Origin of the sequence: Paenibacillus sp. (genome assembly GCF_035645195.1) — a bacterium.
Lineage (GTDB): Bacteria > Bacillota > Bacilli > Paenibacillales > YIM-B00363 > Paenibacillus_AE.
In genome coordinates, this window is the sequence record NZ_DASQNA010000033.1 from 65,758 (window position 1) to 81,172 (window position 15,415).

Here is a 15,415-nt window from a genome sequence, read left to right on the forward strand (position 1 = left end):
CGATGCGCGGCGAAACGCGGTTTACGGCGAATTACGACCGGTGGATGGAGCCGCTCGAACGAAGGTGGTTCGGCGCGATCCGCGCCGAGCTGCTGCGCCATGCGGCGGGAAGGACGCTCGAGATCGGCTGCGGCACGGGCGTCAATTTCCCGTATTATCCGAAGGAAGTCGAGCTGACGGCGATCGAGCCGAACGCCTCGTTCCGGGAGCGCGCCGAACGCCGCGCGCAGGCCGCAGGCCGCCCCGTCCGCATCGCGGACGCGCCGGCGGAGCGGCTGCCGTTCCCGGACGGCGCCTTCGACACGGTGGTCGGCACGCTGGTGTTCTGCACGATTCCCGATCCGGCGGAGGCGCTCCGCGAGGCGGCGAGAGTATGCCGGCCGGGCGGGAAGCTGCTTCTGTTCGAGCACGTGCTGCATCGCAGAGCGGCGCTGGCGGCGCTGCAGCATGCGCTGACGCCGGCATGGCGACGGCTGTGCGACGGCTGCCGCTTGAATCGAGACACGGTGCGGCTCGTTCGCGAGGCGGGTTGGGCGCTGGAATGGAAGGAAGCGCATTTGGGGGACGTGTTCGTCGCGTTGTCTGCCGCGCGCCGCGGTGTCGAAAAACGTTGAAACGAGGAAATCCTTGCGGTTGCTCGGGAAATAATGGTGGAGGAGCGGGGGAAATGATCAATGAAGCTAACGATTCGGACGGATCGGCTGACGCTTCGCACGCTCGACGAGGCTGCGGCGGACGATGTGCTCGCTTTCGAGGAGCGCAATCGGGAGCATTTGAAGCCATGGGAACCCTGGCGCGACCCTGAGTACTATACGTATCGGCATCAACGCCTTTTGCTGGAAGACGACTGCAAACAAATGAACGAGGGCCGGCTGCTTCGGCTCTGGATATGTAAAGACGATCGAATCATCGGATCCGCCGCGCTCAGCAACATCGTGCGGGGCGCTTTTCAATCTTGCCACCTGGGTTATAAGATCGACGCGGAAGAAGCCGGGCGCGGCTATATGACGGAGGCGGTGCGCGCTCTCGTCGAGATCGGGTTCGAGACGATGAAGCTGCATCGGATCGAGGCGAACATCATGCCGCGGAACGCAGCGTCGCTGCGGGTCGTCGAGAAGCTGGGCTTTCAGCCGGAGGGGCTCGCGCGTAAATATTTGAAAATCAACGGCGTTTGGGAGGATCATATCCATATGGTGCTTCTGAACGAACGATTCGAATAAATTTGAAAGAAGCGGTAACGCGAGAAGGAGACGAACACGATGAACGACGACCGAGTCGACCTGCCTCGCGCAGAGGAAGGCGCCGTGCGCTGGGAGTCGCTTCGGGAATGGAGCGTCGAGCGGCTCTCGGGCGTCGTTCCGGCGCTGTTGGAGCGATTGAAGGAGCCGGATGCGGACGAAGCGGCGTCGCTGCTGCTGCGGCTGGAATACGAACTCGTACCTCATTTGCAGTCGGTGCTTCGCTCCGGCGACGCCCGGCGGAAGGCGGCCGCGCTGGAGCGCGTCGTCCGACGAATGCCGAAGGAGGTCGGGCTGGAGCTGACGTCCGAGCTGATCGCGCTCGCGATGAATCCGTCGGAAGAGGACGCGGGAGAGGGAGTCGACGAATTGGCGGAGGAGGCGCTCGCCGCTTGGCTGTGACGTCCGGCGGCCGCCGCTTCGGTGCCAGCGTCCGGCGCGGAAGGTTGCAAAAGCCCGATTTTCGCGTAAAGTATGATATTAGGGTTCAAGCAAGAGCTGCGTTTGAATTGAACAAGAAGTCGGGTGACGAAGACGATGGCGATCGCCGTTTTTGATTCCGGGATGGGCGGCCTTACGGTGCTTCACGAAGCGATGGGGCGGATCCCCGGGGAAACCTTCATTTATTATGCGGATACGCTGCACGTTCCGTACGGCACGAAGCCGAAGGAATTCGTCAGAGACTGCGTGCTGACGTCCGTCCGCGCCATCATGGAGCAGCCGGAGCCGGTCCGCGCGGTCGTAGTCGCGTGCAATACCGCGACGAGCATCGCGATCGGGGCGCTGCGGGAGACGTACCCGGATATTCCGATCATCGGCATGGAGCCGGCCGTGAAGCCCGCGGTCGAGCTGATCCGCGGCAGCGGCAAACGCGTGCTCGTCACGGCGACGCCGTTGACGCTGCAGGAGTCGAAGTATCACGAGCTGGTGAAACGCGTCGACGATCAAGCGATCGTCGATTCGCTGCCGCTGCCCGAGCTGGTCCGGTTTTGCGAAGAGCTGCGGTTCGAAGGGGAAGAGATCGAAGCGTACTTCCGGGAACGATTCGCAGGGCTGCGCCTCGCGGATTACGGAACGATCGTGCTCGGGTGCACGCATTTTCCGTTTTACCGACGCGCGCTCGCCCGTGTACTCCCGAGCCACATCCGCATGATCGACGGAAGCCGGGGAACGGTGAAGCGGCTGCGGGAGGTGCTCGGCGCTTCGGAGAAGGCGGAGAACGGCAAAGGCGGCCTCCGGTTTATGAGCTCCGGCGGCGGCGCGGAATACGAGACGAAGCTGCAAACCGCGCTTCGGCGGTACGACGAGATGGTCCGGGAAGCGGAGGCGGAGGCGAAGCGATGAGGGACAGCAAAGAGAGGTTCGGAGAGCGTGTCGAGCACTACGTAAAATACCGTCCCGGGTATCCGGCGGAGGCGCTCGACTTCCTGTACGGCGAGCTCGGCTTCGCGGACGCGGAGCTGATCGCCGACGTCGGCGCCGGTACAGGCATCTTCGCGAAGCTGCTGCTCGAGAGGGGCAGCGCCGTGGCGGCGGTCGAGCCGAACGCAGAGATGCGCCGGGCGGCGGAAGCCGCATTGTCCGGCTGGGATCGGTTCCGCGCGGTCGACGGCTCCGCCGAGCGGACGACGCTGCCGGACGGCTCGGTCGACGGCATCGTCTGCGCGCAGTCGTTCCATTGGTTCGACATCCCCGCGGCGAAGCGGGAATTCGCCCGCATCTTGCGGCCGAACCGATACGTCGCGCTCATCTGGAACCGGCGCAAGCCCGACGCGGATCCGTTCGCGCAGGAATACGAGAGTCTCCTGCAGCGCTACAGCCGGGATTACGAGATCGTAAAGCACGATAAAGTGGAAGACGGGCAGCTCGAGTCGTTCTTCCGGGACGCGAAATACGGCAAGCGGTCCTTCCCGAACCGCCAAACGTTCGACGCCGAAGGGCTGCGAGGACGCGCGATGTCGTCGTCCTACTGCCCGCTTCCGGGGGAACCGAATTTCGAGCCGCTGATGAACGGGCTCGACGCGGCGTTCGAGCGGTGGCAGCGAGACGGCGCGGTCCGTTTCGAATACGAGACGAACGTGTACTACGGCTTCGTCTAACAGCGATGCAAGCCCTCCCGGCCGCGGCCGAAGAGGGCTTGCATTGCTTTCGCGTCACGCGTGGCGGCGGATGACCGCTTGGTACGCGGGCTTCGGCCGCAGGCCGACGAGCTTCTCGAGCGCTTCTCCGTCTTTGAACGCGAACACGGTCGGCATGCTCAGGACGCCGAACCGCTCGGCAAGCTCGGGGGAGGCGTCGACGTCGACGGAATAAATGTCCGCCGCCTCTCCTTCTTCCTCGGCGAGCTGTTCCAAAATCGGAAGCAGCGTCCTGCAAGGGGGGCACCACGCGGCGGAAAAGTCCACCAGCGTCAGCTTCGAGCTGTGAATCGCGCCTTCGAACGCCTCGGCGTTCAAGCTTCTTAAGGTCATGTTCGTTCCTCCTGTTCCGATGCCGACGACTCCCTTCGAATCGCTTCGATCCGCTCGATCAAATTGCCGCGGATGGCGAGCAGCTTTTCGATCTGGTCGTCGATCTCTTTCAGTTTCGATTCGTATACGGGCATGATTTCGCGGCAGAACGCTTCTTTATTTTTGAGGACGCAGTGCAGAAAGCCGACGATTTGCTCCGTCGACAGGCCGAGCCGCAAGTACAGCTGGATCGTGCGCACCTGCTCCACCGCGAACGGCGAGTAAACGCGGTACCCGTTCTCCGTGCGCTCCGGCTGCAGCAAGCCTTGTTCTTCGTAATAACGAAGCGATCTGAGGCTGACGCCCGTCGCTTTGGACAATTCCCCGATTTTCATACGCTCCTCCTTCTGCGCTTTCCGCCCGCAGCTTCATCGTAAACCCTGACATCGGTGTGAAGGTCAATACCCATTTTTTCGCCATGGACCCGGGCACAATCCCCCTTGTGCGCGATTTTCGCGTGTGGTATACTTTTCAAGTGATGTTGTCGATACTGCGGAATTAGGAGAGTGGGGAAACCCACTCTTTACGTTTTCCATAGAGGAGGTTTGATTGTGAGCGCATCGGGAGTGCAGCAAGCGGTTGCCGATCTGGTGACGCCGTTCCTGGAGCGGGAGGGGTTCGAACTGGTCGAAGTGGAGTATGTCACCGAGGGCGGAAACCGGTATCTGCGGGTGTACGTGGACAAAGAAGGCGGCATCGACATCGACGAGTGCGGACGAATCAGCGAGTATTTAAGCGAACAATTGGATCAGCAGGATCCGATCTCCGACGCTTACATATTGGAAGTATCCTCTCCGGGCGCGGAGCGCCCGCTCAAGAAGCCTGAGGATTACCGCCGGGCCGTGGGCAAAGACGTGTACATTACGACCGTGGAGCCCGTCGAAGGGAAGCAAGAATTCGAAGGCCCGCTCGTCGCGTACGACGGCGAAACGGTAACCGTTAAGGCGGGCAAGAAGGGCAAAGGCAAAGAAGTCACGTTCGGAGTGGACAAAATCGCCAGCGCCCGCCTCACTATCATTTTCTAACTGGGGACGAAAGCGGAAGGGGGAATGACTTTCCAATGAATACGGATTTTATCGAAGCATTGGCGGAAATCGAGAGAGAGAAAGGGATCGGCAAAGAGGTGCTTATCGAAGCGATCGAAGCCGCCCTGATTTCCAGCTATAAGCGGAATTTCAATACGGCGCAAAACGTGCGCGTCGACATTAACCGGCTCACGGGCGTCATTCGCGTATACGCGCGGAAGACGGTCGTCGACGAAGTGCTCGATCCGCGCATGGAAATTTCGCTGTACGCGGCTCGGGAGATCAACCCGAACTATTCGCTGGACGATATCGTCGAGATCGAGGTGACGCCTCGCGATTTCGGCCGCATCGCGGCCCAAACCGCGAAGCAGGTCGTGACGCAGCGCATCCGCGAGGCCGAACGCGGACTCATCTATAACGCATTCGTCGACAAAGAGGAAGATATCGTCACCGGCATCGTGCAGCGGATGGATACGCGCAACTTGTACGTCGACCTCGGCAAAGTCGAAGCGGTCATGCCGCTGACGGAGATGATGCCGACGGATAAGTTCAAGCTGAACGACCGGATCAAAGGCTACATTACCCGCGTCGAGAACACGACGAAGGGGCCGCAAATCGTATTGTCCCGCACGCATCCCGGTTTGCTGAAGCGATTGTTCGAGCTCGAGGTGCCGGAAATTTACGACGGCGTCGTCGAAATTCGTTCCGTCGCGCGCGAAGCGGGATTCCGTTCGAAAATCGCCGTTTTCTCGCGTAACGACGACGTCGATCCGGTCGGCTCCTGCGTCGGTCCGAAGGGCGCGCGCGTCCAGACGATCGTCAACGAACTGCGCGGCGAGAAGATCGATATCGTGCGCTGGAGCGAGAACGTCGAGGAGTTCGTCGCGAACGCGCTCAGCCCGTCGAAGGTCGTCGAGGTGAAGGTGCTCGAAGACGAAAAGACGGCGCGCGTCATCGTCCCGGATTACCAGTTGTCGCTGGCGATCGGCATCAAAGGGCAAAACGCGAGGCTTGCGGCGAAGCTCACGGGATGGAAAATCGATATCAAAAGCGAAACGCAGGCGGAAGAGGAATTCGGTCGTCCGCGCACGGAAGAGGCGCTGCCGCAAGATTCCGCCAGCTTCGATTAAGGGCTACGGCTAAAGGGAGGTGATGGTCGTGAGAGTTCGGCGCGTACCGTTACGCAAATGCGTCGCTTGTCAGCAAGGCAAACCGAAGAAAGAGCTCATTCGTATCGTTCGTACGCCGCAAAGCGAGGTGCTCATCGACATCACCGGCAAAAAATCGGGCCGCGGCGCGTACCTTTGCGGACAGGTTTCCTGCTTTACTTTGGCAAAGAAAAGCCGCGCACTCGACCGGGCGCTGAAAGTCCCGGTCGGCGACGACGTGTACGATACCCTCGCTCAAGAATTCATCCGGGTGGAAGACGAGTTTCGCGCATACCAAGCGGCTCTGCCCGACGAAGAGGAAGAAGGCGAAGTCACCGGATGAACGATCGAGAGCGGACGTTGTCCTATCTTGGGCTGGCGCTGCGGGCCGGCAAACTGGCCAGCGGGGACGAAGGCGTGATGAAGGCGGTTCGCAGCCGTACGGCTTGCATCGTGTTCGTCGCGAGCGACGCTTCGGACAACGCAAGAAAGAAATACCGGGATAAGTGCGAATATTACGGCGTGCCGATCAGCGACGTCTTCGACCGGCGGGAGCTTGGGCAAAGCGTCGGCAAGGCGGAGCGGGTCGTGGTCGCCGTTACGGATAAGGGGTTATCCGAGCTTGTCCGCAAGAGCTTGGCAAAACATGCGGAGGTGGGGTTTCATTGAGCAAAACCGATAACAAATTGAGAGTATACGAATATGCGAAATCATTGAACATGAGTAGTAAGGAGATCATTACAATATTGAAGCGACTGGATATTCCGGTCAATAATCATATGAGTGTTATGGAAGATAATGCGGTTTCGGCGGTGGAAAAGTTCTTCAAAGACGTGAAGGCGAACGCCGCGGCGAAACGCGCAGCGGAGACCCAGGCCCATGGGTCCGGAGCAAACAGCGGGGGTGCATCTGTGACGACGGGCACAAAAGATCAATCGACACCAAGAAGAGATGACAACAGAGGAAATCAGGAGCGCTCGCAAGGCGACCAAGGTCAAAATCAGCGCTCGCAAGGGGATCGCCCGCAGGGCGACCGCGCGTACAACAGCAATCCGCGCCCGCAGGGCGACCGTCCGCAAGGGGATCGTCCGCAAGGCGACCGCCCGCAGGGCGATCGCGGCGGCTACAACCGTCCGCAAGGCGACCGTCCGCAGGGCGATCGCGGCGGCTACAACCGTCCGCAGGGCGACCGTCCGCAGGGCGGCGGCTACAATCGCCCGCAGGGCGACCGTCCGCAAGGCGGCGGCTACGGCAACCGCCCGCAGGGCGACCGTCCGCAAGGCGGCGGCTACGGTAACCGCCCGCAGGGCGACCGTCCGCAAGGCGGCGGCTACGGCAACCGTCCGGGCGGCGACCGTCCGCAGGGCGGCGGCTTCGGCGGTCGTCCCGGTCAAGGCGGCGGGCGTCCGGGCCAAGGCGGCGGACGTCCGGGCCAAGGCGGCGGACGTTTCGGCGGCGCGGCGAAAATTCCGGCACCGCCGGTCGACACGCGCACGCAGGCGCAGCCGACGCGCGAGCGGGACCGCGACAAGGACAAGGAACGCGATCGCGATCGCGTGAACAAGTTCTCGGACGGCGAGTTCAGCGACGGCAAGGGCCGCAACAAGCGCAAAGGCGGAAAGTTCGGGAACGGTCGGAAAAATCAGCAGCCTTCGCGTCCGAAAGTCGACAATACGCCGAAGAAAATTATCGTCCGCGGCAACATGACCGTCGGCGAAACGGCGAAGCTGCTGCATAAAGACGCTTCCGAAGTCATCAAGAAGCTCCTGTTCATGGGCACGATGGCGACGATCAACCAAGAGATCGACATCGACATCATCCAGCTGCTTGCGGCGGAGTTCGGCGTCGAAGTCGAAGTGAAGATCGCGGAAGAGATCGACAACTACGACGAAATCGTCGAAGTCGACGACGAAGCGGACTTGGTTGAGCGCCCGCCGGTCGTTACGATCATGGGCCACGTCGACCACGGCAAAACGACGCTGCTCGACGCGATCCGGGAGACGAACGTCGTCTCGGGCGAAGCCGGCGGCATTACGCAGCATATCGGCGCGTACCAAGTCGAGGTTAACAACCGGAAAATTACGTTCCTCGATACGCCGGGCCACGAAGCGTTCACGTCGATGCGCGCGCGCGGCGCTCAGGTGACGGACATTACGATTCTTGTCGTCGCCGCGGACGACGGCGTCATGCCGCAGACGAAAGAGGCGATCTCCCACGCGAAAGCGGCGGGCGTGCCGATCATCGTCGCGGTGAACAAAATCGATAAGCCGGATGCGGATCCGGACAAAATCAAGCAGGCGCTCACGGAATTCGAGCTCGTTCCGGAAGAGTGGGGCGGCGACACGATTTTCGTGAACATTTCCGCAAAACAGCGCACCAATCTCGACCAGCTGCTGGAGATGATTCTCCTCGTAGCGGACGTGCAAGAATACAAGGCGAACCCGAACAAGCGGGCGCGCGGCACGGTCATCGAAGCCGAGCTCGACAAGGGCAAAGGCGCGGTCGCTCGCGTCCTCGTTCAGAACGGTACGCTCAAGGTCGGCGATGCGCTCGTCATCGGCAACAGCTTCGGCCGCGTCCGGGCGATGGTCAACGACAAAGGCCGCCGCGTGAAGGAAGCGGGCCCGTCGACGCCGGTCGAAATTACCGGCCTCACGGAAGTGCCGCAAGCGGGCGATCCGTTCATGGTGTTCGAGGACGAGCGGAAGGCGCGCGAAATCGCCGAATCCCGGACGTCCAAGCAGCGCCAAGCGGATTTCGGGGCGAATTCCCGCGTCTCGCTGGATGACCTGTTCAGCAAGATCAAGGAAGGCGATCTGAAGGAACTGAACGTCATCATCAAGGGCGACGTGCAAGGTTCGGTCGAAGCGCTCAAAGGCTCGCTCGAGAAGATCGATGTCGAAGGCGCGCGCGTGCGCATTCTGCACACCGGCGTCGGCGCGATCACCGAGTCGGATGTCACGTTCGCGTCGGCATCCAATGCGATCGTCATCGGCTTCAACGTGCGTCCGGAGCCGGCCGCGAAAGCGACGGCCGATCAGGACGGCGTCGACATCCGACTGCACCGCATCATCTACAACGTCATCGACGAGATCGAATCGGCGATGAAAGGCTTGCTCGATCCGATCTTCAAAGAGGTCGTACTCGGCCAGGCGGAAGTGCGCAACGTATTCAAAATCACGAAAGTGGGCACCATTGCAGGGTGTATGGTGACGCAAGGCAAGATCGCGCGCAACGCCGAGGTTCGCGTTATTCGGGACGGCGTCGTCGTTCACGAGGGCAAGCTGGACTCCCTCAAGCGGTTCAAGGACGATGCGAAAGAAGTGGCGCAAGGCTACGAATGCGGTATCGGCATCGACAAGTTCAATGATGTTCGAGAAGGCGACATCATCGAAGCGTTCGTGATGGAACCCGTAGAGAGGTGATAACGCATGGCTAAAGTCCGTGTCGGACGCGTGGGAGAACAGCTGAAGAAAGAGCTTAGCCAGATCATCCAGATGGAATGGAAGGATCCCGGCATCGGGTTCGTGACGGTGACGGGCGTGGACGTAACGAACGACTTGTCGCAAGCGAAGGTGTTCATTAGCGTCTTAGGCAGCGACGAACAGAAGGAAGCTACGCTGAAGGCGTTCGCCCGAGGCAAAGGGTTCCTCCGTTCCGAACTCGGCAAGCGGATGCGGCTTCGGCACGTGCCCGATCTGCTGTTCCAATTCGACACCTCGATCGAGTACGGCAGCCGCATCGAAAAGCTGCTCGAAACGATCAACACCGAGGCGGATCGGCCATGAACGCGACGTTCCGTCCGGAAGCGTACCAAGAGGCGCTGCGCCAGGCGGCGGCATACATCCGGGACGGCGACGATTTCCTCGTCGTCTCCCACTTGTCGCCGGACGGCGACGCGATCAGCTCGACCAGCGCGATCGGGTTCATCCTGCAGGCGCTCGGCAAAACGTATACGTTGATCAACGAAGGCAGAACGCCGGAAAAATATAAACACTTGCTGGGAGGGCAGCCGATCGTCGATTACGAACGAGAGGCGCCCAATCGGCGTTTCGAACGCATCATCGCCGTCGACTGCGCGGATTTCGCGCGGATCGGCGCGGTACATAACGTATTTTCCGACAACGCGGCGCTGCTCAATATCGATCATCATCCGACGAACGACGACTACGGCGCGATCAACCTGATCAAGCCGACGGCCGCGGCGACGGTCGAGATCATTTACGAGCTTGCGGAGACGCTCGGGATCGCTTGGACGAAGCCGCTCGCGACGTGCATTTACGCGGGACTGTTGACCGATACCGGCGGGTTTCGGTATTCGAACACGACGCCGCAAGTCATGGCGGTCGCCGAACGGATGCTGCGGCACGGGGCGGAAGGCGCGGCGCTCGCGGAGCAGCTGCTGGAGACGATGACGTATCCGCAGATGATGCTGTTGAAAGAGGCGCTGTCGACGCTGACGTTCACCGAGAACCGGAAAATCGCTTGGCTGTCGGTGACGAAAGAGACGCTGGACAAGCTCGGCGCGGCGGAGGAAGATACCGAGGGGCTCGTCAACTTGCCGCGCAACGTCGCGGGCGTCGAAGTCGGATTGCTGTTTAAGGAAAAAGCGCCCGGCACCGTGAAAGTGAGCCTTCGTTCCGCGGGGAATGTGGACGTGTCCCGTCTCGCGAAATCGTTCGGCGGCGGCGGGCACGTACGAGCGGCCGGCTGCACGATAAGCGGGACGGTGGACGACGCGGTCCGGCGCATGGTGGAAGCGGTGAGCGAACAATTATGACGGAATGGGAAGGCGTATTTCCGCTGTGGAAGGACGCCGGGATGACGTCGCACGACTGCGTGTCGAAAGCGCGTAGACTGTTTCGGATGAAGCGCATCGGTCATACGGGCACGCTGGATCCTGACGTTTCCGGCGTGCTTCCGCTTTGTTTGGGGCGGGCGACCCGCATCGTCGAATATTTGCAGGAGCTGCCGAAGACGTACGAGGCGGAAATGACGATCGGCTACGCGACCGACACGGAGGACGCGAGCGGCGAGACGATCGAGCGCGCTTCAGAGGTGACGGTCGGCGAAGCCGACATTCGAGCGGCGGCGGAGCGCTTCGTCGGCGACATCGAGCAGACGCCGCCGATGTATTCGGCCGTCAAGGTCGACGGCAAGCGGCTGTACGAGCTGGCGCGCGCCGGCGTGACGGTGGAGCGGAAATCGCGGACGGTGACGATACACTCCATCGACATTACCGACATTCGCCGGCAGGAGCCGTACGTCGTCGTCCGCATGACCGTCGTCTGCTCCAAGGGAACGTACATCCGGACGCTGTGCACCGATATGGGGCGTTCGCTCGGTTATCCCGCGGTGATGTCCGCGCTCGTGCGCACCGGCTCCGGGCCGATCCGGCGCGAGCAGTGCGTCACGTTCGCCGAAGCGGAGCGGCTCGCCGCGGAAGGGCGGCTTGCGGACAAGCTCGTCGGCATCGGCGAGGCGCTGGACTTTGTGCCGCGCGGCGACGTGTCGCCGGCGGCGGTCGCGCCGGCGCTGCAGGGCCGGAAGCTGTACGCGAAGGCGGTGCGGCTCGAAGCCCCGCCGCGTTCGCCGGAGGAGCTGTTCCGCCTGTACGGCGAAGACCGGCTGATCGGACTGTACCGGATGGACGAAGCCGGCGAGACGTTCGTGCCGGTCAAGCTGTTCACATAACGATCGAGGCGTGTTTGGGCGAGGAGGAAACGCAGCAACATGAACATCGTGCATCTGGCATATCCGATCGCGGAGAGCGTTCTGCGATCGGTTCCCGCAGCGGGGCAAACGATGGCGATCGGGGATTTCGACGGCGTACACCTCGGACATCGGGAGGTGATCGGCCGGGCGGTCGCGGAGGCGCGGCGGCTCGGCCTGCCGTCGTCCGTCATGACGTTCCACCCTCATCCGAGGGAGGTGCTCGGGTCGCCGCTGTATTCGACCTATCTGTCGCCTCCGGAGCGCAAGCTGGACCGGTTTCGCGAGCTCGGCGTCGATACGGTGTACATCGTCGCGTTCGATTTGACGCTCGCCGCGCTGCCGCCGGCCGTCTTCGTCGAAGACGTGCTGAAGCCGCTCGGGGCGAAATCGATCGCGGTCGGCTTTAACTTTACGTTCGGCCGCCGCGGCATCGGGACGTCGGCGATGCTGCGCGAGCTCGGGAACGGCGCGTTCGACGTGCACATCGTACCGCCGTTCCTCGTCGGAGGCGAGCGGGTCAGCTCGACGCTGATCCGCGAAGCGCTGTCGTTCGGCAACGTCGAACGCGCCGCGGCGCTGCTCGGCCGGCCTTACGAGGTCGACGGCGTCGTCGCGCGCGGCGAAGGCCGCGGCCGGACGATCGGCGTGCCGACGGCCAACGTGGCCGTGCCGGCGCACGCGGTGAAGCCGGCGAACGGCGTGTACGCCGTCGACGTCGTGCTCGACGACGGCACGGAGAAGAAGGGCGTCATGAACGTGGGGCTGAAGCCGACGTTCCACAGCGCGCTGCCCGCGCCGACGTGGGAAGCGCATCTGTTCGATTTCGAAGGGGATCTCTATGGGCGCACGCTGACGGTACGGTTCCGCTCTCATATTCGCGACGAGCGGAAATTCGAATCGGTCGGGGCGCTGGTCGAGCAAATTCGCGCGGACATCGAAGAGGCGAAGCGGCGGAATCCGTCTCCGGCATAAGTTGGAAATCGGGAGTATAAAAAGATTGTATTTCGGCTATCATCTATGATATACTACGAGACGTTGTCGAATCCGCCTAAGGCCGCATCCGGCCCGGCTCGGCAGCGATAGAACCGCAGCTTGGCGTTCCGATTCACCGACGGACGGCTAGGCTGACGGGGATCATACCAAGGAGGTGACCGAGGATGGCATTGACTCAAGAACGCAAGACGCAACTGATCGAGGAACATAAGGTGCACAGCAACGACACCGGTTCCCCAGAAGTGCAAATCGCTATCCTGACCGAGAACATCAACAACTTGACGCAACACCTGCGGGAGCACAAGAAAGACCACCATTCCCGCCGCGGTTTGCTCAAGATGGTAGGCCAGCGCCGTAAGCTGCTTGCATACCTGAAGAACAAAGATGTAAAACGGTACAGCGCTTTGATCGAAAAGCTCGGCTTGAGACGCTAACGGTCAAAAGGATACCCGAGAGCAACCGACTCTTCGCACCGAAGAAGCGGTTGCTTTTCTTTTGGGACAAGGCATGAAATGATTTACCTGAGGAAGGAAATAATACATACGATGCAGAATGTATGATAGATCGATATGAAGGAGGCAATGTATGGGACCCGGTGAAGTGAAAACAGTGCAAATGGATTTGGCGGGCCGACCGTTCACGCTCGAAACCGGCCGCTTGGCCAAGCAGGCGAACGGCGCCGTGTTCGTTCGTTACGGCGAGACGGTCGTACTGTGCACGGTGACGGCGTCGTCCGAACCGAAAGATCTCGATTTCTTCCCGCTGACCGTCAACTATGAAGAGCGGTTATACGCGGTAGGCAAAATTCCCGGCGGCTTCATCAAGCGCGAGGGCCGTCCGAGCGAGAAGGCGATTCTCGCGAGCCGTCTCACGGACCGGCCGATCCGGCCGTTGTTCCCGGAAGGCTTCCGGAACGACGTGCAGATCGTGGCGCTCGTCATGAGCGTCGACCAAGACTGCTCGCCGGAAATCGCGGCGATGATCGGGACGTCCGCGGCGCTCAGCATTTCCGACGTGCCGTTCAACGGACCGGTCGGCGGCGTTATCGTCGGACGGGTGGACGGGCAGTTCATCATTAACCCGACCGTCGAGCAGGAGGACAAGTCCGACATCTACCTCGTCGTCGCAGGCACGAAAGACGCGATCATGATGGTCGAGGCGGAAGCGAACGAGGTGCCGGAAGAGGACATCCTCGAAGCGATTATGTTCGGCCACGAGGAGATCAAAAAAATCGTGGCGCTGCAGGAGCAGTTCGTTGCGATCGCGGGCCGCGAGAAGATGGAAGTGAAGCTGCATCAGGTCGACGCCGAAGTGAATGCGGCGGTGCGCGCGTACGCGTCTGCGCGGCTCGTGGAAGCCGTCAAAATTGCGGGCAAGCAGGAGCGCAGCGACGCGATCTCCGCGATCAACGACGAGACGGTGGCTCATTTCACGGAGCAGTACGCGGACGAACCGTCGAAGCTCAAAGACGTGAAAGAAGTGTTGTACGACATCGTCAAGGAAGAAGTGCGCCGCCTCATCACGGTCGACAAGGTACGTCCGGACGGCCGCAAAATCGACGAAATTCGTCCGATCGATTGCGACGTCAGCGTGCTTCCGCGCACGCACGGTTCGGGCCTCTTCACGCGCGGACAAACCCAGGCGCTTAGCGTATGCACCTTGGGCGCGATCGGCGACGAGCAAATTTTGGACGGTCTCGATCTCGAGGACCGCAAGCGGTTCATGCATCATTACAACTTCCCGCCGTTCTCCGTCGGGGAAGCGCGGCCGCTTCGTCCGCCGGGACGCCGGGAAATCGGCCACGGCGCGTTGGGCGAGCGGGCGCTGGCGAAGGTCATTCCTTCGGAAGAGAAATTCCCGTACACGATCCGTCTGGTCTCCGAAGTGCTGGAGTCGAACGGCTCCACGTCGCAGGCGAGCATTTGCGCCAGCACGATGGCGCTTATGGACGCGGGCGTGCCGATCAAAGCGCCGGTCGCGGGCATTGCGATGGGTCTCATCAAGGAAGGCGAACACTATTCCGTCTTGACGGACATCCAAGGGATGGAAGACCATCTCGGCGATATGGACTTCAAGGTGGCGGGCACGGCGGAGGGCGTGACGGCGATCCAGATGGACATCAAGATCGACGGCATCGACCGCAACATCCTGCAAGAGGCGCTCGCGCAGGCCAAAGAAGGCCGGATGTTCATCCTGAACAAAATGCTTCAAGCGATTTCCGCGCCGCGCAGCCAGCTGTCGCCGTACGCGCCGAAAATTACGGTCATGCAGATCAACCCGGACAAAATTCGCGACGTCATCGGCGCGGGCGGGAAGGTCATCAACAAGATCATCGAAGAAACGGGCGTCAAGATCGACATCGAGCAGGACGGACGCGTCTTTATCGCCTCGCCGAACGCGGAAGCGAACGATCGGGCGAAAGCGATTATCGAAGGCATCGTGAAGGAAGTCGTCATCGGCGAAATTTACATCGGCAAAGTGAAGCGCATCGAGAAATTCGGCGCGTTCGTCGAAATTTTGCCGGGTAAAGAAGGGCTCGTTCACATCTCCCAGCTGTCCACCGAACGCGTCGCGAAGACGGAAGACGTCGTCGCCATCGGGGACTCGATTACGGTGAAGGTGACCGAGATCGATCAGCAAGGCCGCATCAATTTGTCGCGCAAAGCCGTGCTTGTCGGCGAAGGCGGCGGCAATGCGGCGGAAGGCAAGGCGCCGGTGGGACAATAAACTCCCGTCGGCTTCGCGCCCCGCGGCGCAGCCCCAAACGCATACACACCGAAAGAGCC

General features: G+C 61.4%; 18 protein-coding genes. 16 read left to right on the forward strand and 2 right to left on the reverse strand.

The window, feature by feature from the left end; all coding sequences use genetic code 11:
• Nucleotides 1–2: 2 nt before the first annotated feature.
• The 5 genes from VE009_RS17775 to VE009_RS17795 all read left to right on the forward strand — a co-directional run bounded on the left by VE009_RS17775 (nt 3) and on the right by VE009_RS17795 (nt 3,337).
• Entirely contained in the window at nt 3–614 is a 612-nt protein-coding gene (locus tag VE009_RS17775; RefSeq protein WP_325009943.1) for a class I SAM-dependent methyltransferase, read from the forward strand.
• A 60-nt stretch (nt 615–674) separates the two neighbouring features.
• A complete protein-coding gene (locus VE009_RS17780) occupies nt 675–1,220 on the forward strand; it encodes a GNAT family N-acetyltransferase (protein WP_325009944.1) in 546 nt (181 codons plus the stop codon).
• Between the two features lie 39 nt (nt 1,221–1,259).
• The gene (locus tag VE009_RS17785; protein WP_325009945.1) at nt 1,260–1,640 is read left to right on the forward strand and encodes a DUF5071 domain-containing protein; all 381 of its coding nucleotides are present in this window, start codon (nt 1,260–1,262) and stop codon (nt 1,638–1,640) included.
• Nucleotides 1,641–1,775: 135 nt separating this feature from the next.
• Nucleotides 1,776–2,582 carry a glutamate racemase gene (gene murI / locus VE009_RS17790; protein WP_325009946.1) on the forward strand — a complete coding sequence of 269 codons (807 nt, stop codon included), beginning with the start codon at nt 1,776–1,778 and terminating at the stop codon, nt 2,580–2,582.
• The gene (locus tag VE009_RS17795; RefSeq protein WP_325009947.1) at nt 2,579–3,337 is read left to right on the forward strand and encodes a class I SAM-dependent methyltransferase; all 759 of its coding nucleotides are present in this window, start codon (nt 2,579–2,581) and stop codon (nt 3,335–3,337) included. The genes murI and VE009_RS17795 overlap by 4 nt, the downstream gene beginning before the upstream one ends.
• A 54-nt stretch (nt 3,338–3,391) precedes the next feature.
• On the opposite strand, the gene VE009_RS17800 is transcribed toward VE009_RS17795, so the two are convergent.
• Together VE009_RS17800 and VE009_RS17805 are read right to left on the reverse strand one after the other, a co-directional pair.
• A complete protein-coding gene (locus VE009_RS17800) occupies nt 3,392–3,709 on the reverse strand; it encodes a thioredoxin family protein (RefSeq protein WP_325009948.1) in 318 nt (105 codons plus the stop codon).
• A complete protein-coding gene (locus VE009_RS17805) occupies nt 3,706–4,083 on the reverse strand; it encodes a MerR family transcriptional regulator (protein WP_325009949.1) in 378 nt (125 codons plus the stop codon). The genes VE009_RS17800 and VE009_RS17805 overlap by 4 nt, the downstream gene beginning before the upstream one ends.
• A gap of 216 nt (nt 4,084–4,299) precedes the next feature.
• Between VE009_RS17805 and rimP the strand changes: the two genes are divergently transcribed.
• The 11 genes from rimP (at nt 4,300) to pnp (ending at nt 15,356) form a co-directional block, all read left to right on the forward strand.
• Complete coding sequence (rimP, locus tag VE009_RS17810; RefSeq protein ID WP_325009950.1) at nt 4,300–4,773, forward strand: ribosome maturation factor RimP; 474 nt, start codon at nt 4,300–4,302, stop codon at nt 4,771–4,773.
• Between the two features lie 35 nt (nt 4,774–4,808).
• Nucleotides 4,809–5,903 carry a transcription termination factor NusA gene (gene nusA / locus VE009_RS17815; RefSeq protein WP_325009951.1) on the forward strand — a complete coding sequence of 365 codons (1,095 nt, stop codon included), beginning with the start codon at nt 4,809–4,811 and terminating at the stop codon, nt 5,901–5,903.
• A 28-nt stretch (nt 5,904–5,931) separates the two neighbouring features.
• Entirely contained in the window at nt 5,932–6,264 is a 333-nt protein-coding gene (gene rnpM / locus VE009_RS17820) for an RNase P modulator RnpM (RefSeq protein ID WP_325009952.1), read from the forward strand.
• Nucleotides 6,261–6,590: a L7Ae/L30e/S12e/Gadd45 family ribosomal protein gene (locus VE009_RS17825; protein ID WP_325009953.1), complete on the forward strand. Its 330-nt coding sequence runs from the start codon at nt 6,261–6,263 to the stop codon at nt 6,588–6,590. The genes rnpM and VE009_RS17825 overlap by 4 nt, the downstream gene beginning before the upstream one ends.
• Nucleotides 6,587–9,346, forward strand: coding sequence for a translation initiation factor IF-2 (gene infB, locus VE009_RS17830; RefSeq protein WP_325009954.1), 2,760 nt, complete (start codon nt 6,587–6,589; stop codon nt 9,344–9,346). The genes VE009_RS17825 and infB overlap by 4 nt, the downstream gene beginning before the upstream one ends.
• Before the next feature lie 6 nt (nt 9,347–9,352).
• On the forward strand, nt 9,353–9,709 hold the full coding sequence (gene rbfA, locus VE009_RS17835; RefSeq protein ID WP_325009955.1) for a 30S ribosome-binding factor RbfA: 357 nt from the start codon (nt 9,353–9,355) through the stop codon (nt 9,707–9,709).
• Nucleotides 9,706–10,701: a bifunctional oligoribonuclease/PAP phosphatase NrnA gene (locus tag VE009_RS17840; protein WP_325009956.1), complete on the forward strand. Its 996-nt coding sequence runs from the start codon at nt 9,706–9,708 to the stop codon at nt 10,699–10,701. The genes rbfA and VE009_RS17840 overlap by 4 nt, the downstream gene beginning before the upstream one ends.
• Nucleotides 10,698–11,615 carry a tRNA pseudouridine(55) synthase TruB gene (gene truB / locus VE009_RS17845; RefSeq protein WP_325009957.1) on the forward strand — a complete coding sequence of 306 codons (918 nt, stop codon included), beginning with the start codon at nt 10,698–10,700 and terminating at the stop codon, nt 11,613–11,615. Before VE009_RS17840 ends, truB begins: the two co-directional genes overlap by 4 nt.
• Nucleotides 11,616–11,654: 39 nt before the next feature.
• Nucleotides 11,655–12,608 carry a bifunctional riboflavin kinase/FAD synthetase gene (locus VE009_RS17850; protein ID WP_325009958.1) on the forward strand — a complete coding sequence of 318 codons (954 nt, stop codon included), beginning with the start codon at nt 11,655–11,657 and terminating at the stop codon, nt 12,606–12,608.
• A gap of 185 nt (nt 12,609–12,793) precedes the next feature.
• Entirely contained in the window at nt 12,794–13,063 is a 270-nt protein-coding gene (gene rpsO, locus VE009_RS17855) for a 30S ribosomal protein S15 (RefSeq protein WP_325009959.1), read from the forward strand.
• Nucleotides 13,064–13,214: 151 nt separating this feature from the next.
• Nucleotides 13,215–15,356, forward strand: coding sequence for a polyribonucleotide nucleotidyltransferase (pnp, locus tag VE009_RS17860; RefSeq protein ID WP_325009960.1), 2,142 nt, complete (start codon nt 13,215–13,217; stop codon nt 15,354–15,356).
• The last annotated feature ends 59 nt before the right edge of the window (nt 15,357–15,415 follow it).